Here is a 22,751-nt window from a genome sequence, read left to right as displayed (position 1 = left end):
TTAGAAACAGCCTCAGAATGCTCATTTAGAACGCCTAAACTCCGCTTCTTCGGCTGTTTCTGCCTTGTCTTGCCTGCCTCGCCTACGTTTTCCGCGGCCCGGACACGCTGGTGTCCCCCGATGTCCGGAAGGAGCGAAGTATGACCGTCAGCGAAGAGAAGTTCACCCGCCAGCGTCTGCTCGAGGTGCAGACGCTGACGCCCACTCTGTTCACCCTACGTACCACCCGCGACACCGGCTTCCGCTTTACTGCCGGGCAGTTCGCCCGCCTCGGCGTTCGTAAGCCCAGCGGCAGTATCGTCTGGCGGGCGTACTCGATGGTATCGGCGCCCCATGATGAGTTTCTCGACTTCTTCTCCATCGTGGTGCCGGATGGTGAATTCACCAGCGAACTGAGTCGCCTCAAGCCCGGCGACGAGCTGCTGGTGGACAAACAGGCGTTCGGCTTTCTCACTCTTGATCGTTTTATCGATGGTCGGGATCTCTGGCTGCTGGGCACCGGGACGGGCATCGCGCCCTTTCTCTCGATCCTGCAGGACTTTGAGGTCTGGCAGCGCTTCGAGCGGATCATCTTGGTGTATAGCGCGCGCACCGCATCCGAGCTGGCCTATCAGGACCTGATCCGCGAGCTGCCGCAGCGCGATTATCTGGAAGGCCTCGGCTCGAAGCTGACCTATCTGCCGGTAGTGACCCGCGAGCAGATGCCCGGTGCGCTGCACGGTCGTGTCACCACGCTGATCGAGAACGGCGAACTGGAGCGAGCGGCCGATCTGCAGCTCGAGCCCGAACACTCGCGGATCATGCTCTGCGGCAATCCGCAGATGATCGAAGACACCCGCACCATCCTTAAAGCGCGCGACCTCAACCTGAGTCTGACCCGGCGTCCCGGCCAGGTAGCCGTGGAGAACTACTGGTAACGCGGCGTTGGAGGCGCCTTGATACGGCCCTGGCTATCAGGCCTTCCCCCGCGCGGATCGTCGAGTCGATCTTGGAATGCTTGCCGGGCGGCGGGCCGCGAACTGACCCGCCGAAGGCTCAATCCGCCAGCTCGTAGCGATCACGGCCGTTGCGCTTGGCCCGCAGCAGTGCCACGTCGGCGCGGTTGATGGCGCTCGAATAGTTTTCATCGGCTCTTAGCTGCGCCATGCCCAGGCTCACCGTGACCGACAACGAGTCGTCATTGACCCGCACCCGCAGGTTGGCGACGGCTTCACGCAGACGCTCGATCACCCGGACCGCGCTTTCGGTGGAGGTCTCCGGCATCAACAGGAGGAATTCTTCGCCGCCCCAGCGGCCGCAGAGGTCATGCTCGCGGATCTCCGCCTCCATCACCCGCACCACTTCCATCAGCACGTTGTCGCCGACTTCGTGCCCGTAATCATCATTGATGGCCTTGAAGCGGTCGATGTCGACCATGACCACACACAGCGGCCGTGAGTAGCGCTTGGCCCGTTCGGTTTCTTCACGCAAGCGCTCGGTGAGCAAGCGCCGGTTGGCGATGCCGGTAAGGGCATCATGGGTAGAGGCTTCTTTCAGAGCGATATTCAGATCACGCAACATCGTCTGATAGCGATCGGAAATGCGTGCGACTTTCTCCAGCTGTCGGAGCTGCTTGTCGAAGCGTGCCGAGAGGGTCATTTCGCGGTCACGCACGATGCTCTGGTACCCGTCAGAAACGCGGGCGATCCGTTCGATGCGGTTGAGTAGGCTGTGGTGTGCTTCCCACAACTGGCTCAGCGTTTCATGCAGCGGATGGCCTTGGTTCTGTGGATCGGACAGCGATTCCACAACCTGGCTTTCCAGCGGATTCTGCCCGCGCATAAGGACCTTCTAATCGTGGCTGAGGATCATGAATGGAAAGGTGCAGTCTTCCTTGAACTCTTCGGCCAGTTCTACCACACGCTCGTTGCGGCGGTCATAGTGCCAGTTGACGGCCACCGCCTTTCCCTCTTGATGGGCGGCTTCGAGCATGTCGAAGATGTCCATCACGGCCTTGATGCTGCTGGTATTGAGGTACAGCAGATGCAGTTCCAGGCGCAGCGGACGGCCGGCTTCGGCCAGGTAGCGTTCGATCCACTCGATGACCTGGTGGAACAGCTCGTAGGAATTTTCCGGGTAGGAGTCGCCTTGCATGGCGAGCACGCCGTTTTCCCAGTCGGACTGAATGGCTGGCGATGACTGGCTGCCGGCGATGGAGAAATCATTCATGTGCAGTTGGCTCTTGTAAGTCAGATGACCGCGCTCAGGCTGATGAACGAGCGGCCGTTGGCGACGGTTTGCAGCGACGCTTTCAGTGGTTCGCTGGATTTGCGGGCGATGTCGATCAGGCCGAGTCCTGCGCCGCTGACACTGTTGTCTTCGCGTGGCTTGCGCAATTGTTCTTTGTAACGAGCCTTAAGTTGCGCCTTGTCCAGGCGGGCCAGCTCTTCGATGCTGGCGATCAGGGCTTCGCCATCGGCTGTTTCGATCAGATTGCCGGCGGAGACTACATAGCGGCCGTCGGTATCGTTGCGTGCGACCACTACCGTGGCGCCCGCTTCCTGGTCTGCCCAGTTACGGACCTTGGCGTAGTGGCGAATGTTCTGCGTCATCTCGATGTATACCGCAAACACATCCATGGCCGATGACGGGTTGGCGTGATCGGCGGCGAGGTAGTTACGCAGCGCATTGCCGATTTCCTCGATCAGGCTGCGCGAGATCGGGCCGTTGAAGCACAGCATAATCTGCTGTCGGTTGTAGCTTTCGCGCATGGCGAACAGGTCAAGGGTTTCCATGGGGCAACTCAACTCCGGTGGATGGCGCTCAATCGAAACGGAAACACAACATCGTAATGTCGTCACGCTGGGGGTAATCGCCCTGATACTCGTCCAGGGTCGCTTTGAACGCCGCACCCTGTTCGCCCATAGGAAGGCGGGCATGCCGCAGGATCATCTCGGCGAAGCGACTGTTGCCGAATCCATAGCCCAGCTCACCACCCGCCTGATCGAGGAAGCCATCGGTGGCCAGGTAGAAGGTTCGCCCGGGCTGCAACTCTACCTCAGCATTCTGATATTCGCCGATGCGTCGGTCGCCGATGGCGCGGCGCCCGGCCGCTAATTCGTCGAGGCGTTCGCCATCGCTGTAGTAGAGCGCGATCTTGGCGCCAGCATAAACCACCAGACGACGCTGGAAGTCGACGTAGGCGAGGCCCACATCCATGTTGGTGGCGAGGGCGTGTTGGGTTGAGTCGTCACGCAGCATCTTGCGCACGATGCCATCGGTACGCGCGAGGACGGCGGCTGGGTCGGCGTGCCCGGCGTCGGCAATTGCCTGTTCGATTGCAGCGTGAGCGAGCATGGTCATCAGCGCGCCGGGCACACCATGGCCAGCGCAGTCGACCACGCCGAGCAGGCAACCTTGTTCGGTGGCGCGATAGACATAGAAATCGCCGCCAACTACGTCGCGGGGGTGCCAGAGCACGGCGTGGCGTTCGTCGAGGTCGGCCACCAGCTGGCGCTTGGGCAGGATGGCGTGCTGGATCAGGCTGGCGTAGTCGATCGAGTCGTCGATCTTTTTATGTGCGGCGGCCATGTCGCGGTTGGCCTGCTGCAGCTCCCGCGTGCGCTCGTTGACGCGACTTTCCAGCTCGCTGGTGTGGCTATGGATTTTCAGCGCCATGCTGCGAAACGCAGCGCTGAGTTCGCCGATCTCGTCATCCCGATCGGTCGGCAGCGGCGCGTTGTATTGTCCAGCGGCTATAGCCTGGGCGCTCTTGCGCAGTTGCCGCAACGGGCTCAGCACACGACGATCGACCAGCCAGGCGCCGGCTGCAATCAGCAGCAGCAACAGCAGCAACACAGCACCGAGGGCAGGCAGCAGGGGCTTCAGCTCGATGACTTGGGCGGTTCGTAGATCCACAGCGCTGGTGACGAACCATTGCAGTTCCGGAATCCAGGTCAGGGCCAGCAGGCGAGGCTCGCCATCGAGGCTCGCCTTCAACGTGGCCGTCTCGCCAGGATGTTCGCGGCCGTAGCTCATGGCCTGGCGCAGCGCCTTGGCCTGGTCGATATCGTCGAGCAGGCCAAGCAGGCTGGTGGACAGCGAGCGGCCCTGCGAGGTGTCGGCGTTCAGGGTGACGAGATTATGGTTGGGGTGGACCAGGATCGAGCCGTAGCTGTCGAGCACCATCGACTCGACGCCGGTCTTGTCTTCTTCGATGAACTGGGTGACGAACGCGTTCAGGCTGATCCCGGAGCCGACGATGCCGAGCGGGCGACCGCCATCACGGACCACGATGTTGAACCAGATCTTCAGGTCGCCGCTGATGGCCGAGCGGTCGACATTGAGATGATAGGGCGCGTCCGAACGCAGGGTGGCATAGAACCACTCGTCTTCCGGCGCATCGGGCTTCATCTCATAGCGGGGCGCCTCGCTGGGAGGTTGCTGGTCGCCGTTGGAGTAGTAGCGATTGGAGGCTGCCGATGCGGCGAAGTAGGAGTGGTCACTGAGAGCCCGCTGATAGCCAGCCGCCTCGCGGAAAAATAATTCCCGCTTGACCGGATCATTCTCATCGAGCAGCCAGGCGCGGGTAATCTCCGATTCCGCCAGCCGCTGCGCCAGCGCCAGTTCCCGAGTGACCGGTGCGAACAGTCGTTCACGGTTGAGCTGAACCACGTTGCGCGCATAGGCTTCGCCAAAGCGGCTTTGCACGCCCTGCAATGCTTCGCGGCCAACCAGTACCGCCACTCCGATTGCCAGCAGGAAGGTCAATAGCAACGCCAGCAGTGATTTGCCGCGTAATCCCAGTGCTGCCATGGTGGCCGTGACCTTCCCTTGCGATTGCTGCCGGCCTGACATCCAAGTGTCGTGCCAAGCGTCGAAAAAGCGCGATTATCCGGTATTGGGCCAGTTGCCACCAGAGGCGCTTCGCCACACAAAAACGGAGCCTTTCGGCTCCGCGGTTGATGCTACTGGGCAAGCTTCTTGTATTTCACCCGATGCGGCTGGGAGGCTGCATCGCCGAGGCGCTTCTTGCGATCGGCTTCGTACTCGGTGTAGTTACCTTCGAAGAACACGATGCTGCCGTCATCCTCATAAGAAAGGATGTGCGTGGCGACGCGGTCGAGGAACCAGCGATCGTGGGAGATCACGATGGCGGCGCCGGGGAAATCCAGCAGCGCTTCTTCCAGCGAGCGCAGGGTTTCCACGTCGAGGTCATTGGAGGGTTCGTCGAGCAGCAGTACGTTGGCGCCTTCTTTGAGCGTCAGCGCCAGGTGCAGGCGACCGCGCTCACCGCCGGAGAGATCCTTGACGAACTTCTGCTGGTCGCCGCCCTTGAAGTTGAAGCGCCCCACGTAGGTGCGCGACGGAACTTCGTAGCTGCCGATACGGATCATGTCGGCGCCGTCGGATACCGCTTCCCATACGGATTTGCTGCCGTCCAGGTCATCGCGGCTCTGATCGACACAGGCGACCTGCACGGTATCGCCGATTTCGATGCTGCCCGAATCCGGCTGCTCCTTGCCCATGATCATGCGGAACAGGGTGGACTTGCCCGCGCCGTTGCCGCCAATCACGCCAACGATGGCGCCCTTGGGCATGCTGAACGACAGGTTTTCGATCAGCACGCGATCACCGTAGCTCTTGGTGACGTTGTTGAAGTCGATGACCTTGTCGCCCAGACGTGGGCCTGCGGGGATGTAGATTTCGTTGGTTTCGCTGCGCTTCTGGAATTCCTGCGACTGCAGTTCCTCGAAGCGCTGCAGGCGTGCCTTGGATTTGGACTGGCGGGCCTTAGCGCCTTTGCGCACCCATTCCAGTTCTTCCTTCATAGCCTTTTCATGAGCCGACTGCTGCTTGGATTCCTGCGCCAGGCGGTTGGATTTGGCTTCCAGCCAGCCGGAGTAGTTGCCCTCGTAAGGAATGCCCTGGCCGCGGTCGAGTTCCAGAATCCAGCCAGCCACGTTGTCGAGGAAGTAACGATCGTGGGTGATCGCGACGACGGTGCCGGTGAAGTCGTGGAGGAAGTGTTCCAGCCAGGCCACCGAATCGGCGTCCAGGTGGTTGGTTGGTTCGTCCAACAGCAGCATGTCGGGGGCCGAGAGCAACAGACGGCACAGCGCCACGCGGCGTTTCTCGCCGCCGGACAGGTGCTCGACCTTGGCGTCCCACGGCGGCAGACGCAGGGCGTCGGCGGCAACTTCCAGCTGACGCCCGAGGTTGTGCCCGTCGCTGGCCTGCAGAATCGCTTCGAGCTTGGCTTGTTCGGCGGCCAGCTTGTCGAAATCGGCATCCGGCTCAGCGTAGGCGGCGTAGACTTCGTCCAGGCGCGCCTGGGCATCCTTGATGCTGCTGACGGCTTCTTCCACGACTTCGCGAACCGTCTTGTTCGGGTCGAGCTCCGGCTCCTGCGGCAGATAGCCGACATTCAGCTCGGGCATCGCCCGCGCTTCGCCGTCGAATTCTTTATCGACCCCGGCCATGATCTTAAGCAGGGTGGACTTGCCCGAACCGTTGAGACCCAGCACACCGATCTTGGCGCCGGGGAAGAAGGACAGGGAAATGTTCTTGAGAATTTCACGCTTCGGTGGAACGACTTTGCCGAGCCGATGCATGGTGTAGACGTATTGAGCCATGGAGACGAGTGCCCGTGACGAGGAAAAAGTGAGGCGAATCCCGCCGCTGTGGGCGGGTCGAACCGAACTCGCAAAGCTACCGGAATGCACCTGGCAGGGCAAACCGGGGTGCTGACTCGATGCTGGCGCTTTGATGGCTCTCAGGGCATTCTTGACGCCGTTCGGGCGTTGGTCCGATGCCGCGCTCGCCGCAACGCCACAAAGGACTTAATCGTTTGATCGATCAACATCCTTCCCCATCAGCGTCAGCCCGCCTCGACAGGCTTGTCCGCAGGATTGCTGTGACCTGTGCGCGCCTTCTTGTGCCGCTGCGCCTGCGTGCTCGTTGGCAACTGTTGCGCTATTCGGCGACAGCGCTCGGGGCGATCGAAGAGCGGATTCTGATCAGCGACTTCAGTGGCCGTCTGCAATTTCTCAACAACCAGGCCGAGACAATGTTCGGCCTGAGTAGCCGCGAGGCTCCACGTTATCGTCTGCAGGAGCTGCTGCCGAATCTGGATCCCCTGGCGTTCGATGCGGCCAATTCGACGGTTGATCTGTGCCTTGAGGCCGTAGGACTGCTCCAAGAGGGGGAGAGCCGTCTTTTTTCAATCACGCGGCGGGCTTTGCGCCTGGCGGGTGAGCTGGAGCCGTCTGGTTTTGTCTGGGTCATGCGCGATATCACCCGTGAGCGGTCGGCGCAGACGGCATTGGTTGAGCGTGAGCGGTTCTGGTCGGAGGTGCTGCGCGCAGTGCCGGACACCCTTTATGTCCAGGATCTGGAGGCCGGCAAGCTGCTGTTCAGCAACAGCAACCTGGCCACGCGGCTGGGCTACAGCGAAGAAGAGCGCGGCGACGACAGCAACCTGTTCTGGCGACGCATCAGCCACCCGGACGATCAGGAGTACATCTGGCGGCTGCTGGCCCTGCGCGGTTCGATGATTGACGGCGTCGTGCAGGAGTCGTTACTGCGCTGGCGCCACCGTGACGGCAAATGGCATTGGTTCTGCGTGACTGAACAGGTCCTGACGCGCAATGAGCAGGGGAAGGTGCAGCGCTTGATTGGCGTGGCCCGGGATGTCACCACGAACATGGAACACAGCCATTCCCTGCGTGATAGCGAACGCCGCTACCGGATGCTCGCCGGTAGCCTGCGCGATGTGGTCTTCACCACGGACAGTTCGCTGCGCATCGACTACATCAGTCCTTCGGTGCAGACCGTGCTTGGCTACAGCCCAGAGTGGGCGGCGCAGCATGGCCTGGATCGAGTGGTGGCCAAACCGCGCCAGGCGGCGCGCTTCTATGACCTGATGAGGCGGGTGCGCGATGCTTCGGCCAGCCCGGTTGAACTGGCTAAGCTGGGGCAGACCTTGCAGGCGCAAACCCTGTATTTCGACTGCCTCGCGGCCGATGGCCGGTCGGTCGCGATCGAGCTGCGGATGATGCTGATCTCCGACGAGAACAACCGGTTCGATGGAACCCTGTGCATTGGCCGGGATGTCAGTGAACAGCGTCAGGCCGAGACGGCATTGCGCCGCGCGGCGACCGTATTCGACCATTCTACGGCGGCCATCGTTGTCACCGATCCCTCCGGCAAGATCGTCCAAGTCAATGCGGCATTCGTCCGGATCACCGGCTACAGCGTCGACGAGATCAGAGGCGAGCTGCCGATGGTGCTCAGCGCCGACCGTCAGCAGGCCAATCAGATGGACTACGTGCACAGCCAGGTCCTGCAGACCGGCAGCTGGGAAGGGGAGTTCTGGCTCAAGCGCAAGGGTGGCGAGACTTACCCATGCTGGATCGGCATTACCGCCGTTCGCGACGATGAGAATGAGCTGGTGAGCTATGTCTGCTTTTTCAGCGACATGAGTGAGCGCAAGGCCAGCGAAAAGCGTATCCACCGGCTGGCCTATTACGACGGGCTGACTCAGCTGCCCAATCGCACGCTGTTTCAGGACCGTCTGCACAGCAGCCTGCAATTGGCCGCCCGGCGCCGTGGCTGGGTGGTGCTGATGTTTCTCGATCTGGATCGCTTCAAGCCAATCAACGATTCGCTCGGTCATGCGGCCGGTGACCGCATGCTCAAGGACGTCGCAGTGCGCCTGGCGTCGTGCGTTGATGAGGACGACACGGTGGCGCGCATGGGCGGCGATGAGTTCACCTTTCTGTTGCGCCCCGGCGGTGATCGCGACGAGGCGCTGAGCCGGGCAATCCATGTGGCTGAACGGGTCCTCGGCAGTCTCGCCGAACCGTTCGTGCTGTCTGGCCGAGAGTTCTTTGTCACCGCCAGCATTGGCATTGCCCTGAGCCCACAGGATGGCAACGACATCAGCCAGCTGATGAAAAATGCCGACACCGCGATGTACCACGCCAAAGAGCGCGGCAAAAACAATTTCCAGTTCTACCAGGCCGAGATGAATGCCAGCGCACTGGAGCGTCTGGAGCTGGAAAGCGATCTGCGCCACGCCCTCGAACAGCAGCAGTTCGTGCTGCACTACCAGCCGCAATACCTCGCCGACGGCCATACGCTGACCGGTGTCGAGGCATTGCTGCGCTGGCAGCACCCGTCGCGTGGTCTGGTGCCGCCCGGCGAGTTCATTCCGGCGCTGGAGGAACTGGGGCTGATTGTCGAGGTAGGCGACTGGGTCATCGGCGAAGCCTGCCGGCAGATCGGAAACTGGGAGCGGGAGGGCGTGGTGGTGCCGAAGGTTTCGGTGAACCTTTCGGCCCGCCAGTTCGCTGATGGCCAGCTTGGCCAGCGCATCGCCGGGATTCTCGCGTTTAGCAAAATTGCACCGAGCCGGCTGGAGCTGGAGCTGACCGAGAGCATCCTGATGCAGGACGTCGGGGGCGCGATGCGCATGCTCGATGCGCTCAAGCAGCTCGGCCCCTCGATTGCCATCGACGATTTCGGCACCGGTTACTCTTCGTTGAACTACCTCAAGCAATTCCCCATCGATGTGCTGAAAATCGACCGCAGTTTCGTCGATGGTCTGCCCGAAGGCGAGCAGGACGGGCAGATAGCCCGAGCGATCATTGCCATGGCGCATAGCCTCAGTCTGTCGGTAATCGCCGAGGGCGTCGAAACCCAGGCGCAGCTGAATTTTCTTCGCGAGCACGGCTGCGACGAGGTGCAGGGTTTCTATCTCGGCCGGCCGGTGCCAGCGGCAAAGTTGAAAGCGTCAATTTCAAACTGCAAGCAACAGGCCTCCATCGGCCAGCTAGAACCAGGACCTGCGTTGTAGCGAGCCTGAAAGCCGCAACCTCGACTCGCTTGCAGCTTGTCTCATGTTGTAGATGACCACGGCTCATACCCGCGCTCGGGCGGATGAGGTAGAATCCGCGCCTCTTTTATTACCGCCAGCTGATTCTCAGGGGACTGCCATGTTCAGCCGTGATTTGACCCTCGCCCGTTTCGACGCCGATCTCTTCGCTGCCATGGAGCAGGAAGCCAAGCGTCAGGAAGACCACATCGAGCTGATCGCCTCGGAGAACTACACCAGCCCGGCGGTGATGGAAGCCCAGGGTTCGGTACTGACCAACAAGTACGCCGAAGGCTATCCGGGCAAGCGCTACTACGGCGGTTGCGAGTACGTCGATGTGGTCGAGCAGTTGGCCATCGACCGTGCCAAGGAACTGTTCGGCGCCGACTACGCCAACGTCCAGCCGCATGCCGGCTCCCAGGCCAACAGCGCCGTCTATCTGGCCCTGCTGCAGGCCGGTGACACCATCCTCGGCATGAGCCTGGCCCACGGCGGCCACCTGACCCACGGCGCCAGCGTCTCGTCCTCGGGCAAGCTGTACAACGCCGTGCAGTACGGTATCAACGACCAGGGCCTGATCGACTATGACGAAGTCGAGCGCCTGGCCCTGGAGCACAAGCCGAAGATGGTCGTCGCTGGGTTCTCTGCCTACTCGCAGAAACTGGATTTCGCCCGTTTCCGCGAGATCGCCGACAAGGTCGGTGCCTACCTGTTCGTCGACATGGCCCACGTAGCTGGTCTGGTTGCTGCTGGTGTCTACCCGAACCCGGTGCCGTTCGCCGACGTAGTGACCACTACTACTCACAAGACCCTGCGCGGCCCACGCGGTGGTCTGATCCTGGCCCGCGCCAATGCCGAGATCGAGAAGAAGCTGAACTCTGCAGTGTTCCCGGGCGCCCAGGGCGGCCCGCTGGAGCACGTCATCGCCGCCAAGGCGGTTTGCTTCAAGGAAGCGCTGCAGCCTGAGTTCAAGGCCTATCAGCAGCAGGTCGTGAAGAATGCCCAGGCCATGGCTGAAGTGTTCATCCAGCGCGGCTTCGACGTGGTTTCCGGTGGCACCCAGAATCACCTGTTCCTGCTCAGCCTGATCAAGCAGGACATCACCGGTAAGGACGCGGATGCTGCCCTGGGCAACGCGCACATCACCGTGAATAAGAACAGCGTACCGAACGACCCGCGTTCGCCGTTCGTGACTTCCGGTCTGCGCATCGGTACTCCGGCCGTCACCACCCGCGGTTTCGGCGAAACCGAGTGCCGCGATCTGGCTGGCTGGATCTGCGACATCCTCGACAACATGGGCGACGAGTCGGTAATCGAAACAGTCCGTGCCAAGGTCGAGGCGGTCTGCGCCAAATTCCCGGTCTACGGTCAGTAAGACGCTTCGTGCAGTAACGAAAGCCCGGCCCTGTGCCGGGCTTTTTCGTTTCAGTGAGGAATCGCCCGCGTCACGGCGCGTCAAGGCTAAGTGCCATCTGGTACTGTGCCTGCCGCGCCGCCTGGGTTAAGTTTCACTCACGTTTTGCCAGATTTAGGTCATCGGAGAGGCTCGATGCAGCTCAAGCACAAGATTGCCGCGCTCAGCATCCTGCCCCTGCTATTGGCTGTGGCGGTGGTCTGCGCGCTGGTGCTGTTCCAGAACCAGCGGCTCGGCGAGCAGCAGGCGAAGCTGATCGAAAGCAGCATCCTGGCGAGCAAGCAGGCCGAGCTGAAGAACTACGTCGAGATGGCCTTGAGTACCATCGCGCCGTTCTATGACAGCGGTCTGAACGATGAGGCGACCAAACAGAAGGTGCTCGCTGCTTTGGGGCGCTTCAGTTTCGGCAGCGATGGCTACTTCTTCGTCTACGACCGCAGCGGGCGCAACCTGATGCATCCGCGCCAGAGCGAGCTGGTCGGCAAGGATCTGTGGAACATGACCGATCCTAACGGTTTGCCGGTGATCCAGGCACTGATGCGCAGTGCCGAGACAGGTACCGGATTCCAGCGATACGCCTGGCAGAAGCCGTCGACCGGACAGTTCGCCGCGAAACTGGCCTATGTCGTGATGCTGGAGCGTTGGGGTTGGATGCTGGGCACCGGCATCTATCTCGAGGACGTAGATGAGGCGATTCTGCAGGTGCGCGAAGAGGTCGCCAGTGGCATCTACACCACCATGCTGGCCATCGCCGGCGTCGCGCTCGTCGCGGTGTTGCTGGTGTTCGCCAGCGGCCTGACGCTCAATGTCAGCGAACGACGACTGGCCGACCGCAAGCTGCAGTTACTGACCCAGCGCATTGTCAGCTTGCAGGAAGAAGAGCGTTCACGGGTTTCTCGCGAGCTGCATGACGGCATCAGTCAGTTACTGGTGTCGATCAAGTTCCAGTTTGAACTGGCCAGTCACGAGCTCGCCAGCGGTAATCCCAATGCGCTGGCAACGCTGGATCGCGGCACCGAGCGGCTGGCGGGGGCAATTGGCGAGGTGCGGCGCATCTCCCATGATCTGCATCCGTCGCTGCTCGACACGCTGGGCCTGTCGGCGGCTGTTGGCCAGCTTGTGGCCGAGTTCGAACAGCGCAGCGGGCTGAAAATGCTATACAGCAACGGCCTCGGTGAGAACGATCCTGACGATTCGGTGGCAGTTGCGCTGTTCCGGGTGTTGCAGGAAGCGCTTGCCAATATCGAACGTCACGCTGCAGCGGAGTCGGTGCACATCAATCTGGACGGCAACGACGCGTCGGTGCGCCTGCGGGTGAGGGACGACGGAGTCGGCTTCAATCCGCGCCATCTCGACAGCATCAAGGGCGGCGGCATCGGTCTGCGTAACATCCGTGAACGGGTGGAGCACTTCGGTGGGCGTTTCAGCCTGCTATCTGAATCCGGTGGCACCGAACTGGATGTCACCTTGCCGGCCCGGGCCGGCTGAACTATCGAACATTGAATAATAAGAGGCTCGCTCGATGAACCCGCAAGCGTGTATCAAGGTGGCTTTGATCGACGACCATGCTTTGGTTCGGGACGGCATCCGCGCCTTGCTGATGGCCGTGCCCGAATTGGACGTCGTCGGCGAAGCTGGCAGCGGCGCCGAGGCGCTTGAGCTGCTGGGTCGTGTCACGGCCGATGTCGTGTTGATGGACATCGGGCTGAAGGATGTAAATGGTCTTGAACTGACGCAATCACTGCGCCAGCAGTTTCCTGGCTTGCGCGTGCTGATTCTGAGCATGTACGACAATCAGGAATACGTGAACACTTCAGTCAAGGTCGGCGCCAGCGGCTATGTACTGAAAGATGCGCCCTCACGGGAAATAATTGTCGCGATCCAAGCGATTGCCGCCGGAGGCACCTATTACAGCGAGGGTATCGCCGAGAAGCTGGCCAGCCGGAGCGCCGAGGAGCGCGAGCTCACGCCTCGTGAGCGTGAAGTGCTGCTGATGCTGGCCCAAGGGCATAACAACAAGACCATGGCGCGTACACTGCAAATCAGCGTACGGACGGTCGAAACGCATCGCCTGAGCATTCGCCGTAAACTGGATATCGACCGCCCGGCGGATCTGATGAAGCATGCAATGGTGCATGGCTGGCTCCCAGGGCAGCATTAACCTGGCAACTGCCAGCGCCGCCGGGACGCGCTACTAAAAGCAGGCGGCGTTACGCGGTGGCTTCTGTAGGATAGGTGCATCCAATACATCGGGACGCGCCATGAGCCACGCCTCTGTCAGAATGATTCCGCCTCCACCGCTGGTCTATCTGGCTTTCATGGGTTGTGCGTGGGGGGCGTCGAAATGGGTGCCTCTCGACCTGCCTGAGCATGAACTGGTGTTTTATGCCGGCTGGGTATCGATAGCGGTCGGCATCGTGCTGATGCTCTGGTCGGCGCTGGAAATGCATCGCTATCGCACCACTATCAACCCCTACGGCAAGCCGAGCAGTCTGTTGCAGAGCGGGCCGTTTCGTTTCTCGCGCAACCCGATTTATCTCGCCGACACCTTCATCTATTGCGGTGTTGGACTGTTGCTCAACAGTGTCTGGCCGTGGCTGCTATTGCCCTTGTTGATCGTCTGCATGCAACGCACCGTGATCGTTCACGAAGAGCACCTGCTGATGCGGCTGTTTGGTGACGACTATCGAATCTACCGACGGCGTGTACGGCGGTGGCTCTGAGCAGGTGGGTGATGATGTCGCCTATAGTGAGAAATGAAGTCTTCGGGGAGTGGACATGATGAATGAGACAACCAGCGACCGCCGGCGCTTCCAGCGCTTTGAATTCGATGCCGAAACGGAGCTGGTGCAAGGCCAGCGTCGCTGGCCTGTCCAGCTGCACGATCTTTCCCTGAGGGGCTTGTTGGTGCACCGCCCGGCTGGCTGGGATGCCGATCCCTCCCAGCCGTTCGAAGCCCGCGTTCGGCTCTCGGATGACGCCGAGGTGCGCATGGAAGTAGAGATGACTCATGGCGACGGTGAGTTGGTCGGGCTGGTCTGCCGGCATATCGATGTCGACTCGATCAGCCACCTACGGCGGCTGGTCGAACTTAACCTGGGCGACGAAGCGCTGCTCGAACGTGAGCTGGCAGCGCTTGGCGAGCCGCGATAGAACCGGGATTACTCGAACAGGGCGTCCAATGCTTGTTCAAGGCGCGTCACGGCAATTACTTGCAGCCCGGCAGGCGCCTCCTTCGGCGCGTTGCCCTTGGGCACGATGGCGCGCTTGAAACCATGCTTGGCGGCTTCCTTCAGTCGCTCCTGGCCGCTCGGCACCGGACGGATCTCCCCGGACAGACCGACCTCGCCAAACACCAACAAGTCGGTATCCAGCGGGCGGTTGCGCAAGCTGGATATCACCGCTGCCATCAGCGCCAGGTCTGAGGCCGTTTCCAGCACTTTTACGCCGCCGACCACGTTGATGAACACGTCCTGGTCGTAGGTCGGAATGCCGCCGTGGCGATGCAGGACGGCCAGCAGCATGGCCAGGCGGTTCTGGTCGAGGCCAAGGGTGACGCGGCGCGGATTGGCCATGTGGCTGGTATCGACCAAGGCCTGCACTTCGACCAGCATGGGGCGCGTGCCTTCCCAGGTGGCCATTACGACGCTGCCGGGTACCGCTTCCTGAGCGCGGGTGAGGAAGATCGCCGAAGGGTTGGTGACTTCCTTGAGGCCTTTATCGGTCATGCCGAACACGCCCAGTTCGTTGATCGCGCCGAAGCGATTCTTCACCGCGCGCAGCAGGCGCAGGCGACCATCCGACTCGCCCTCGAAATACAGCACGGTATCGACCATGTGCTCGAGCACGCGCGGCCCTGCCAGCGCGCCTTCCTTGGTGACGTGACCAACCAGAAAGATTGCGGTGCCACTCTGCTTGGCGAAGCGCACCAGCAACGCCGCGCTCTCACGGACCTGAGCGACGCCGCCGGGGGCGGACTGCAACTGCTCCGTGAAGATGGTCTGGATCGAGTCGATCACCATCACCTTGGGCTTTTCCAAGCGTGCAGTGGCGATGATGGTTTCGATGCAGGTTTCGGTCATCACTTTGAGCCGGTCCTGCGGCAAATCGAGGCGTCGTGCGCGCATGGCGACCTGCTGCTGTGATTCTTCGCCGGTCACGTAAAGGGCCGGGAACTGGCGGGCTATGTTGCAGAGGGTCTGCAGCAGGATGGTTGACTTGCCGATGCCAGGATCACCGCCGATCAGCACCACCGAGCCGTCAACCAGCCCGCCTCCGAGCACCCGGTCCAGCTCACCGGAGGCGGTGGAGAAACGTGGTACTTCCTCGACGCTGACTTCGGCCAGCGTTCGGATGTTGGCTTGCTCCCCAGCCCAGCCTGCGCGGCCCGATGGTGGGGCTGCGCCATCGATAATGGTCTCCACCAGCGTGTTCCAGGCGCCGCAGTCACCACATTGGCCGGCCCATTTGGGAAAGGTCGAGCCGCATTCGGTGCAGCCATACATGCGCTTGGCCTTGGCCATGGGGGACTCCGCGTCGGATGAGTGGAGCCGCATGATAGCGGCTGACTTGATCGCCATCAGCCACAAGCGCCACATAACCCTCCAGACTGTAAACAAACCGAACAGGAGTCATCCCATGCGCCACTTGTTGTTTCTGCACCTGCTAGGTGCCAGCGTCTGGGTAGGCGGCCACTTGGTTTTGCTGTTCAGCGTGTTGCCCGGTGCTCTGCGCCGGCGTGATGTGCAGCCGGTGCGGGCCTTTGAACAGCTCTACGAGCGGATCGGGATCCCGGCGTTGCTGTTACAGATTGCCACCGGAATATGGCTGGCCGGGCAGTGGTTGCCGCACGCGCAATGGTTTGGCGACTCGCCAATTGCTCATCTGGTTCAGGCCAAGCTGGTGCTGCTGGTTTTCACCGCAGCGCTGGGTGTACATGCAAGGCTGGCAATCATCCCGAAGCTCGATGCGCAGCGCTTGCCGCAACTGGGTGTGCATATCGTGCTGATCACACTGACAGCGGTGGCCTTCGTCTGGGTTGGATCGGGCTTTAGATTCGGCGGGTTGTTCTAACCGCCACAGCGCGGTCTATCAGTTCTCGCAGAAGAGAGAAACCGGCTGGATGCTAGCGGCTGGACGCGTTTGAAAGGTTAGCCAAGGGGGAGAAGATATCCGCGACCCGTCACGCCAGGCGAACCGAGGCTGACGGGTGGGGAGGGCCGAGCAGGATTAGCCGCAGCAGCCACCGCAGCAGCTGCCGCTGGCACGCTTGAGGTCACGCGCAATGTCGTCCTTGAGCGATACACGCTCCAATTTGAGCGCGCTCAGGGCTTCGTCATCGAGCAGTTCAACACCGTCCTCGACACGGCAAATCTGCTTGTCCAGTGCCTCGTAGGTTTCAGCCTTGCGGGCGAACTTGGGATCCTGCTGACGCAGCTGATGAAGTTGCTCGAGCTTTTCGGGGAAATCCTTGACCAGGGGGTGATGTTCGACGTGCATGGTGCCGCTCCGGTTGGATGAGAAGAGCTGTACCTTAGCGTTGCGCCACGCGATTCTTTTTGACGGCGATCAAGCAGTCCGTACTGTTGCCTGCCGCTCATCGCTGAAGGTCTCTGGCTCGCGACTTGAACCCAATCTATGCTGCAGCTTGTCGAAGTGCTACGGCGGACGATCCGACCGCAAAAAACTATCCGATTGAAGGAAAGCAAGATGGGCATGATCAACGAATTCAAGGCATTTGCCGTCAGAGGCAACGTCATCGACATGGCGGTGGGGATAATCATCGGCGCCGCCTTCACCAAGATCGTCTCGTCCTTTGTCGCCGATGTCGTGACGCCGCCGTTGGGTATGTTGATCGGCGGTGTTGATTTCTCGGACCTCTCCATTGTGCTCAAGCAGGCGGTTGGTGATTCGCCCGCAGTGACCTTGAGCTATGGCAGCTTCCTGCAGACAGTATTCGATTTCATCATTGTGGCCTTCGCCATCTTCCTCGCCGTCAAGGGCATCAACAGCTTGAAGCGCAAGGAGGCGGCGGCCCCGTCTGCACCGCCAGCGCCGAGCAAGGAGGAAACGCTGCTTACCGAGATCCGGGATGCACTGCGTGCGCAAAATCGACCCTGAGCCTGAGCGGGTTCCAGCGGCGTTCGATCTCTAAACACTTTGGCCTGATCAGGTCGCGATCAGCCGCTTGAGCCACTCCAACAGTACGCTTGGCAGCAGTTCCGGTTTTGGCAGCAGGGCGTATTGATGAGCGCCGAATACTGTCGGTAAGTAGTTGGCTGCCTGGCGGTCGATTGTCAGGCAGAACGTCGAGATGCCCTGCAGATTGGCCTCGGTCACGGCCTGTCGCATGTCCTCTACGCCGTAGCGACCCTCGTACTCATCCTTGTCGTTCGGCTTGCCATCGGAGAGCAGCAGCAGCAATCGATGCGTGGCAGGCTGCTGCAATAGCTCGCTGCTGGCATGACGGATCGCCGCGCCAGCGCGGGTGTAATGTTCCGGCTCGAGCGCGCTGATGTGCAGGGCCACTTCCTGGCTGAAAGGTTCGTCGAAGCGTTTCAGTTGGCGCACGATCACGGCGTCCGGTCCTTCGCCCGAAAAGGCCTGCACGGCGTAAGGCTCACCCAGGCTTTCCAGCGCGATGCAGACGACGAGCAGCGCTTCACGCTCCACATCAATGATCCGGCGCCCGGCTGATACCCAGCCGTCCGTCGAGCCGCTGACATCGATCAGCAAGGTAATCGCCAGATCCCGTTCTGCTATGCGTCGGTTCTGATACAGCGCATCGGACAGCGAGCCGCCGGCTCTGAATTCGGCGTAGCTGTCGATGTAGGCTTGCAAGTCAATCTCATCGCCATCCAGCTGGCGCCGTCGCGTCGCGCGGCGGGCCCTCAGCATTTCGAAGCGCCGGCGGATCTGGTTCAGCATCGAACGGTGTTCATCCAGCGTGGCTTCTACCCATTGCGGGGAGCCGGGCAGATTGGGCAGCACGCGGACGATGGCGCCGGGCTGGCGGTAGTGCCTGGTGTGGTAATCCCATTCCGGATAGGAAAGGCCTTGGCCGTCGGCGATGGCACGTTTGAGCTGCAGGGCCGTGTTGCTGTCTGGCGGATCGTCCGAAATCAGCACCTCTTTTGGACGCCCGGGTGTCGAGACCAGGCGTGCCTCGGGCAGTTCGGAAAGCATGTCGCCGTATTCGTCTGCGCTGGTGTCCTCGTCATGGTCGACCGGGCGACTCAGGCCCAGCGGGTCCTCTGCGTGCTGGTGCGGCTCATCGGCCTGCACCATGAATACTCCCTCGTCGTGTTTGTCCTCGTCCTCGGCGGCGTTGCGGATATCTGGGCGCCTGGGCAAGTGAGCGCTGCGCGGCGGTGCTGTGTCGGTGGAGGTTTGGCCGTCTGCGGGCAGCGCGTTTGCTGACCCTTCCCCTGCGCTGCTGGGCCGAAAAAGGTGGCCGGTCCAGCAGTCCCGCAGCAGCGGGGCATTACCCAGTGAACAGTCCTGGGGTGACAACCCCAGCGTGCTCAATACGGGATCGATCAGCCGCTGTGAATGCGTAGGCGATTCGCTGAGCGGGAAATCTTCCAGCGTTCGACCGCACGGGCTCGCGAGCAACTGACGCAGCAGCGATTCGAGCGGCTGGCGCGCCGGAGAGAACGCGGTGAGTAACGGGCGTTGCCGCAAGGCCTGCCGCCGTAAATGCTCAACGGCCGAGCCCATGCCTGGCAGCATTTCGACCAGCGTTTCATCGACCGCCCAGGCTTCAAGTAGCAGATAGACGTCGGCCTGTAGCGGTGAAAGCGTTCTGTCGATGAAGCTGGCACTGCCACGTTGAGCACGTATCGCCTGTTGCAGTGCCATGATTCGATAGTGTTCGTGACCGCGCTCGATGTCCTCGATACCGGAGTCGGCGGGCAGCCACAGGTGCTTGCCGTCGGTGGCCGGAATTGCCTGGCTCTGCCAGGGATGCTGAGCCCGGCGAAACAGCCGAGCCAGCACGGTGGGTATCGGCGGGAGCTGCGCAATTCTGATCGGGTAGCTTGTACCCGTGACGGCGGTAATCAGCAGGTCAAGGCGAGGCGCCGCATCAGCAAGCGTTACCGTAGGCGGGCCTTTCGGCAGCGGACGATGACGGCGCCATAACCTTTGCACGAACACCGTGGCATGGCGTGCGGCGTCGCTGACCAGCTCCTCGGCTTCAGCCATGCCGACAGGAACCGTCGCGGCGACGTTGCTCGGCGTATTTGTTAGCCGCGGCTGGGTGGCGGAGGAAGGTGCAATGTCTAGACAAAGGTGCCGTTAACCAGATCGCGCAGGGTGCTGACCATCGAGGGCTCGTCGGACAGCGGTGACACAACAGCTGCATAGCAAGCCTCCCGTACCGGAATGCCGCAAAGGGTCAGCGTGCCCGCCGCGATCAGCAGTCGGGTGCTGGGGACCTCTGCCAGCCCGCGGTCACGCAGCTGGCGGATACGCCCTGCGAGGCTGACCAGTCCCTTAGCAAGGGCTGGCTCGACGCCGCTTTCATGCTGCACGATCAGCGCCTCGTGCTCGGGTGCCGGGAAATCCAGGTCCATCGCGACGAAGCGCTGACGGGTGCTGGGTTTGAGGTCTTTAAGCATGCGCTGGTAGCCGGGGTTGTAAGACACGACCAGCTGAAAACCGGGTGCTGCCTGGACGTTCTCACCGGTCTTGTCGATCGGCAGAGTGCGTCGGTAATCGGTCAGTGCGTGCAGCACCACCACCGTGTCCTGCCGCGCCTCGACGACCTCATCGAGATAGCAGATCGCACCCTCACGAACGGCTCGTGTCAGCGGTCCATCCTGCCAGACGGTACCGTCATGTCGGATCAGGTAACGACCGATGAGGTCGCTCGCCGCCAGGTCGTCATGGCAGGGAATGGTGATCAGCGGCCGACCAAGCCGCCACGCCATGTGTTCGACGAAACGCGTTTTCCCGCAGCCGGTAGGGCCCTTGAGCATGACTGCCAGGCCCCGCTTGTGGCAATGCTCGAACAGCGTGACCTCGTTACCCGCCGGCCGATACCAGGGCTCGTCCTGCGGTCGGCGAGCGGTGAGGTCATGAACAGACTGATCCACGCCCACCTCAGATGGTCCTGTCTGCAGGCATGCCGGTTTCTGTTGGCTCGTGTTCCTCTACCTCGAAACGCGGTCGGTAACTGAAGAAGTCGTAGATAAATAAGCCGACGCCGACGGAGAAGATGCTGGCGGTGGAGATCAGCATCACGAAGTGAATCTGGATTTTCAGCTGCGCATCCAGGTAGCCCATGCCCATGATCCGTTCCAGATACACCTGGCCGATCCCCGCCGTGGCGAAAGAAAGGGTCATGCCGAACATGCCGGACAGCTGCAGCCAGAAGGCCCAGTAACCGATCGTTGTGCCTTGCTCCGGCCGCTTGTTGGTCAGCGATGGCAGGGCATAGGTGATCATCGCCAGCACGATCATGGCGTAGGCGCCGTAAAAAGCTGCGTGGCCGTGCATGGCGGTGATCAGCGTGCCGTGGGTCCACTTGTTGACGCTTGGCCAGGTGTGCGCCAGCCCCAGCAGGCCTGCACCGAACAGCGTGAAGATGGTGCTGCCAAGCGCCCAATGCAGCGCCAGCGAATTGGGGTGCGCCATGCCCGAGCGGCGCATGGCGCTGTAGGCGTACATCGCCATGCCGATAATGGCCAGCGGCTCAAGCGCGCTGAAAAAACCGCCAATCGGTAGCCAGTAGTGGGGCACGCCGACCCAATAGTAGTGGTGCGCCGTGCCGAGAATACCGGCAATGAACACCAGGCCAACGATGACGTACAACCATTTCTCCAGCACTTCACGGTCCGCCCCGGAGAGGCGAATCAGCAGATAGGCGAGGAAGGCCCCCATGATCATCATCCACACGCCCTCCACCCACAGGTGAATGGTCCACCAGCGGTAGAAGATGGAGACCGTGTAGTTCTCGTAGTGCAGCAGCGCTGGAAAGAACAGCACGGCGGAGCTGACCAACCCCAGTAGCAGCACGCCTTCGGTGGTGGTGAATCGGCCGGATTTCTTGATGGTCATGCCGATGTTGTAGAGGAATATCAGCATGCAGATGACGATGACGATCTTGTGCGGCAGCGGCTGCTCCAGAAGCTTGTTGCCTGTGCCGTAGCCGAACAGGTAACCGATGACGGCAGTAACCCCCATGGCGGTCCATAGTCCCAGCTGGATGTAAGCGAGCTTGGTGCTGTGTAGTTCGGTGCGCGATTCATCGGGCACCATCCAGTAGGTCGCGCCCATGAAGCCGGTCAGGACCCAGACGATCAATAGGTTGGTGTGGATCACCTTGGTGACATCGAACGGCAGGATACTCAGCAGCGGGTCCGGCCCCAGGTATTTGGTTGCCGACAGCAGGCCGAACACCAATTGCAGTCCGAAAAGCACCATTGCTACGGCGAAGTACCAGTAGGCGACCGATTGTGATTTATAGCGCATGGCTGAACCCCTGCATGTTCGTCCGGCGGGCTTTGCGCACCGCACTCATTTGAATGACGCCAGGTACTGCACCAGTTGATCGACTTGCTCGTCGGTCAGCGATTCGCCATAACCGTTGGGCATGAACGACACGCCCTCGGCCGAATACATCTCGCCAGGATGCAGGTACGCGCTTGGCGAAACGATGGATTCGCGGATATAGCCCTCGACGCTGTCGGCTTCGCCCTCGTAGCCGGGTGAGTCAAGTGTTTGCTGGGCCCGTGTTGCTAGCCCAGCCAGTGTTGGCCCGGCGAGGTTCACACCGGGAGCGATGGAATGGCAGGCGTTGCACGCCGGGGTAGCGGTGCGGAACAGCGCCTCGCCGAGGGCAATCGGGCTTTCGTCTCCGGTGACTGGTCGAGCGCCCGGCGGCATCTGGTTCTCAGTCTTGCCGGGTCCGGAAATGTCCTGCTGGGCGATGGTCAGGCTTGTGCCGGGGATCGAGGACCCGGTGACCAGGATCGGTCTCGGTGGCCAGCCTTGATTGTCGACATTAGCGACCCAGTCGAGGAACGCGATGAGGTCGTCGATCTCCTGGTCTTCAAGGTTGGGGTTGGGCATCAGTCGGCGATGCTGTTCCTCGTTGTAGAACCGCTCCGGCTCTTTCATGAAGGCCTTGAGATAGGGCGCACCGCGAAGTTGCGTGATCTTGGTCAGGTCCGGTGCGTAGTAGGCGCCTTCGCCAAACAGCGTATGGCAATTGATGCAGTTGTTTGCGTGCCATACGTCGTTGCCGCGGGTTACGGCTGGGGTAATGCTGTCGGCATTGGTCAGCTCCGGGAACTGTCGGTGGCTGTCAATCGTCAGCCCAAGGAATACCAGTGAGGCAACCAGGGTTGAGATGATGGCGAACAAGCGGGTCTGTCTTTTGTTCATCGTAGGCTCCGCTCAAACACCGATACCGGCCCAATGGACGATACCCATGACGCCGGCGTAGATGACTGCAGCTGCCATCAGCGCCAACAC

20 protein-coding genes are annotated in these 22,751 nt (G+C 61.3%); 9 read left to right on the top strand and 11 right to left on the bottom strand.

Going from position 1 to position 22,751, the window contains the following annotated elements:
• Positions 1-140: 140 nt before the first annotated feature.
• Positions 141-917, top strand: a complete 777-nt coding sequence (locus tag ACIGHL_RS16215) for a ferredoxin--NADP reductase (protein WP_046163906.1) — start codon at positions 141-143, stop codon at positions 915-917.
• Positions 918-1,035: 118 nt separating this feature from the next.
• Here ACIGHL_RS16215 and siaD read toward each other — a convergent pair whose 3' ends face one another.
• From siaD to ettA, 5 genes are all read right to left on the bottom strand, one after another.
• Entirely contained in the window at positions 1,036-1,821 is a 786-nt protein-coding gene (gene siaD, locus ACIGHL_RS16210; RefSeq protein WP_046163905.1) for a biofilm regulation diguanylate cyclase SiaD, read from the bottom strand.
• 9 nt (positions 1,822-1,830) lie between these two features.
• Positions 1,831-2,208 carry a biofilm regulation phosphoprotein SiaC gene (siaC, locus tag ACIGHL_RS16205; protein ID WP_045430385.1) on the bottom strand — a complete coding sequence of 126 codons (378 nt, stop codon included), beginning with the start codon at positions 2,206-2,208 and terminating at the stop codon, positions 1,831-1,833.
• Between the two features lie 20 nt (positions 2,209-2,228).
• On the bottom strand, positions 2,229-2,774 hold the full coding sequence (siaB, locus tag ACIGHL_RS16200) for a biofilm regulation protein kinase SiaB (protein WP_046163904.1): 546 nt from the start codon (positions 2,772-2,774) through the stop codon (positions 2,229-2,231).
• A 28-nt stretch (positions 2,775-2,802) separates the two neighbouring features.
• Positions 2,803-4,794 carry a biofilm regulation protein phosphatase SiaA gene (gene siaA / locus ACIGHL_RS16195; RefSeq protein ID WP_128120934.1) on the bottom strand — a complete coding sequence of 664 codons (1,992 nt, stop codon included), beginning with the start codon at positions 4,792-4,794 and terminating at the stop codon, positions 2,803-2,805.
• 152 nt (positions 4,795-4,946) lie between these two features.
• Positions 4,947-6,614, bottom strand: a complete 1,668-nt coding sequence (ettA, locus tag ACIGHL_RS16190) for an energy-dependent translational throttle protein EttA (RefSeq protein WP_128120933.1) — start codon at positions 6,612-6,614, stop codon at positions 4,947-4,949.
• A gap of 176 nt (positions 6,615-6,790) precedes the next feature.
• Here ettA and ACIGHL_RS16185 point away from each other — a divergent pair, with 176 nt between their 5' ends.
• From ACIGHL_RS16185 to ACIGHL_RS16160, 6 genes are all read left to right on the top strand, one after another.
• Positions 6,791-9,838: a bifunctional diguanylate cyclase/phosphodiesterase gene (locus ACIGHL_RS16185; protein ID WP_128120932.1), complete on the top strand. Its 3,048-nt coding sequence runs from the start codon at positions 6,791-6,793 to the stop codon at positions 9,836-9,838.
• 139 nt (positions 9,839-9,977) lie between these two features.
• Complete coding sequence (gene glyA / locus ACIGHL_RS16180) at positions 9,978-11,231, top strand: serine hydroxymethyltransferase (RefSeq protein ID WP_128120931.1); 1,254 nt, start codon at positions 9,978-9,980, stop codon at positions 11,229-11,231.
• A 174-nt stretch (positions 11,232-11,405) separates the two neighbouring features.
• Entirely contained in the window at positions 11,406-12,758 is a 1,353-nt protein-coding gene (locus ACIGHL_RS16175; protein WP_216706981.1) for a cache domain-containing protein, read from the top strand.
• Positions 12,759-12,792: 34 nt separating this feature from the next.
• On the top strand, positions 12,793-13,431 hold the full coding sequence (locus ACIGHL_RS16170) for a response regulator (protein ID WP_045430370.1): 639 nt from the start codon (positions 12,793-12,795) through the stop codon (positions 13,429-13,431).
• A 100-nt stretch (positions 13,432-13,531) separates the two neighbouring features.
• A complete protein-coding gene (locus ACIGHL_RS16165) occupies positions 13,532-13,993 on the top strand; it encodes a methyltransferase family protein (protein ID WP_128120929.1) in 462 nt (153 codons plus the stop codon).
• 58 nt (positions 13,994-14,051) lie between these two features.
• On the top strand, positions 14,052-14,423 hold the full coding sequence (locus tag ACIGHL_RS16160) for a PilZ domain-containing protein (protein WP_128120969.1): 372 nt from the start codon (positions 14,052-14,054) through the stop codon (positions 14,421-14,423).
• Positions 14,424-14,431: 8 nt separating this feature from the next.
• On the opposite strand, the gene radA is transcribed toward ACIGHL_RS16160, so the two are convergent.
• Positions 14,432-15,793: a DNA repair protein RadA gene (gene radA, locus ACIGHL_RS16155; protein ID WP_046163898.1), complete on the bottom strand. Its 1,362-nt coding sequence runs from the start codon at positions 15,791-15,793 to the stop codon at positions 14,432-14,434.
• A gap of 115 nt (positions 15,794-15,908) precedes the next feature.
• Between radA and ACIGHL_RS16150 the strand changes: the two genes are divergently transcribed.
• Positions 15,909-16,343, top strand: coding sequence for a CopD family protein (locus ACIGHL_RS16150; protein ID WP_128120928.1), 435 nt, complete (start codon positions 15,909-15,911; stop codon positions 16,341-16,343).
• 156 nt (positions 16,344-16,499) lie between these two features.
• Here ACIGHL_RS16150 and ACIGHL_RS16145 read toward each other — a convergent pair whose 3' ends face one another.
• Positions 16,500-16,769 carry an HP1242/YdcH family protein gene (locus ACIGHL_RS16145; RefSeq protein ID WP_045430358.1) on the bottom strand — a complete coding sequence of 90 codons (270 nt, stop codon included), beginning with the start codon at positions 16,767-16,769 and terminating at the stop codon, positions 16,500-16,502.
• A 210-nt stretch (positions 16,770-16,979) separates the two neighbouring features.
• Between ACIGHL_RS16145 and mscL the strand changes: the two genes are divergently transcribed.
• On the top strand, positions 16,980-17,390 hold the full coding sequence (gene mscL / locus ACIGHL_RS16140) for a large-conductance mechanosensitive channel protein MscL (protein ID WP_128120927.1): 411 nt from the start codon (positions 16,980-16,982) through the stop codon (positions 17,388-17,390).
• A 48-nt stretch (positions 17,391-17,438) separates the two neighbouring features.
• Here the strand turns inward: mscL and ACIGHL_RS16135 are convergent, their stop codons facing one another.
• From ACIGHL_RS16135 to ACIGHL_RS16120, 4 genes are all read right to left on the bottom strand, one after another.
• Positions 17,439-19,475 (bottom strand): nitric oxide reductase activation protein NorD, encoded by a 2,037-nt coding sequence (locus tag ACIGHL_RS16135; protein ID WP_128120926.1) that lies wholly within the window; start codon positions 19,473-19,475, stop codon positions 17,439-17,441.
• 77 nt (positions 19,476-19,552) lie between these two features.
• Positions 19,553-20,368, bottom strand: coding sequence for a CbbQ/NirQ/NorQ/GpvN family protein (locus ACIGHL_RS16130; protein WP_128120925.1), 816 nt, complete (start codon positions 20,366-20,368; stop codon positions 19,553-19,555).
• Positions 20,369-20,375: 7 nt separating this feature from the next.
• Positions 20,376-21,746, bottom strand: coding sequence for a cbb3-type cytochrome c oxidase subunit I (locus tag ACIGHL_RS16125; protein WP_128120924.1), 1,371 nt, complete (start codon positions 21,744-21,746; stop codon positions 20,376-20,378).
• A 45-nt stretch (positions 21,747-21,791) separates the two neighbouring features.
• Positions 21,792-22,661: a c-type cytochrome gene (locus ACIGHL_RS16120; RefSeq protein WP_128120923.1), complete on the bottom strand. Its 870-nt coding sequence runs from the start codon at positions 22,659-22,661 to the stop codon at positions 21,792-21,794.
• Between the last annotated feature and the right edge of the window lie 90 nt (positions 22,662-22,751).

The organism is Pseudomonas sp. NPDC077451, assembly GCF_044543345.1.
In the GTDB taxonomy this organism is placed as follows: Bacteria; Pseudomonadota; Gammaproteobacteria; order Pseudomonadales; family Pseudomonadaceae; genus Stutzerimonas.
Note: the sequence above shows the minus strand (reverse complement) of the source record. Positions and strands in the feature narration are given on the sequence as shown.

Coding starts and splice junctions, on each gene's coding strand:
- ACIGHL_RS16215 (WP_046163906.1), top strand. CDS start 141: ATGACCGTCAGCGAAGAGAAGTTCACCCGCCAGCGTCTGCTCGAGGTG.
- ACIGHL_RS16175 (WP_216706981.1), top strand. CDS start 11,406: ATGCAGCTCAAGCACAAGATTGCCGCGCTCAGCATCCTGCCCCTGCTA.
- ACIGHL_RS16150 (WP_128120928.1), top strand. CDS start 15,909: ATGCGCCACTTGTTGTTTCTGCACCTGCTAGGTGCCAGCGTCTGGGTA.
- ACIGHL_RS16185 (WP_128120932.1), top strand. CDS start 6,791: ATGCCGCGCTCGCCGCAACGCCACAAAGGACTTAATCGTTTGATCGAT.
- ACIGHL_RS16165 (WP_128120929.1), top strand. CDS start 13,532: ATGAGCCACGCCTCTGTCAGAATGATTCCGCCTCCACCGCTGGTCTAT.
- ACIGHL_RS16145 (WP_045430358.1), bottom strand. CDS start 16,769: ATGCACGTCGAACATCACCCCCTGGTCAAGGATTTCCCCGAAAAGCTC.
- ACIGHL_RS16135 (WP_128120926.1), bottom strand. CDS start 19,475: ATGGCTGAAGCCGAGGAGCTGGTCAGCGACGCCGCACGCCATGCCACG.
- siaA (WP_128120934.1), bottom strand. CDS start 4,794: ATGGCAGCACTGGGATTACGCGGCAAATCACTGCTGGCGTTGCTATTG.
- radA (WP_046163898.1), bottom strand. CDS start 15,793: ATGGCCAAGGCCAAGCGCATGTATGGCTGCACCGAATGCGGCTCGACC.
- glyA (WP_128120931.1), top strand. CDS start 9,978: ATGTTCAGCCGTGATTTGACCCTCGCCCGTTTCGACGCCGATCTCTTC.
- ACIGHL_RS16170 (WP_045430370.1), top strand. CDS start 12,793: ATGAACCCGCAAGCGTGTATCAAGGTGGCTTTGATCGACGACCATGCT.
- ettA (WP_128120933.1), bottom strand. CDS start 6,614: ATGGCTCAATACGTCTACACCATGCATCGGCTCGGCAAAGTCGTTCCA.
- siaC (WP_045430385.1), bottom strand. CDS start 2,208: ATGAATGATTTCTCCATCGCCGGCAGCCAGTCATCGCCAGCCATTCAG.
- siaB (WP_046163904.1), bottom strand. CDS start 2,774: ATGGAAACCCTTGACCTGTTCGCCATGCGCGAAAGCTACAACCGACAG.
- siaD (WP_046163905.1), bottom strand. CDS start 1,821: ATGCGCGGGCAGAATCCGCTGGAAAGCCAGGTTGTGGAATCGCTGTCC.
- ACIGHL_RS16120 (WP_128120923.1), bottom strand. CDS start 22,661: ATGAACAAAAGACAGACCCGCTTGTTCGCCATCATCTCAACCCTGGTT.
- ACIGHL_RS16160 (WP_128120969.1), top strand. CDS start 14,052: ATGAATGAGACAACCAGCGACCGCCGGCGCTTCCAGCGCTTTGAATTC.
- ACIGHL_RS16125 (WP_128120924.1), bottom strand. CDS start 21,746: ATGCGCTATAAATCACAATCGGTCGCCTACTGGTACTTCGCCGTAGCA.
- mscL (WP_128120927.1), top strand. CDS start 16,980: ATGGGCATGATCAACGAATTCAAGGCATTTGCCGTCAGAGGCAACGTC.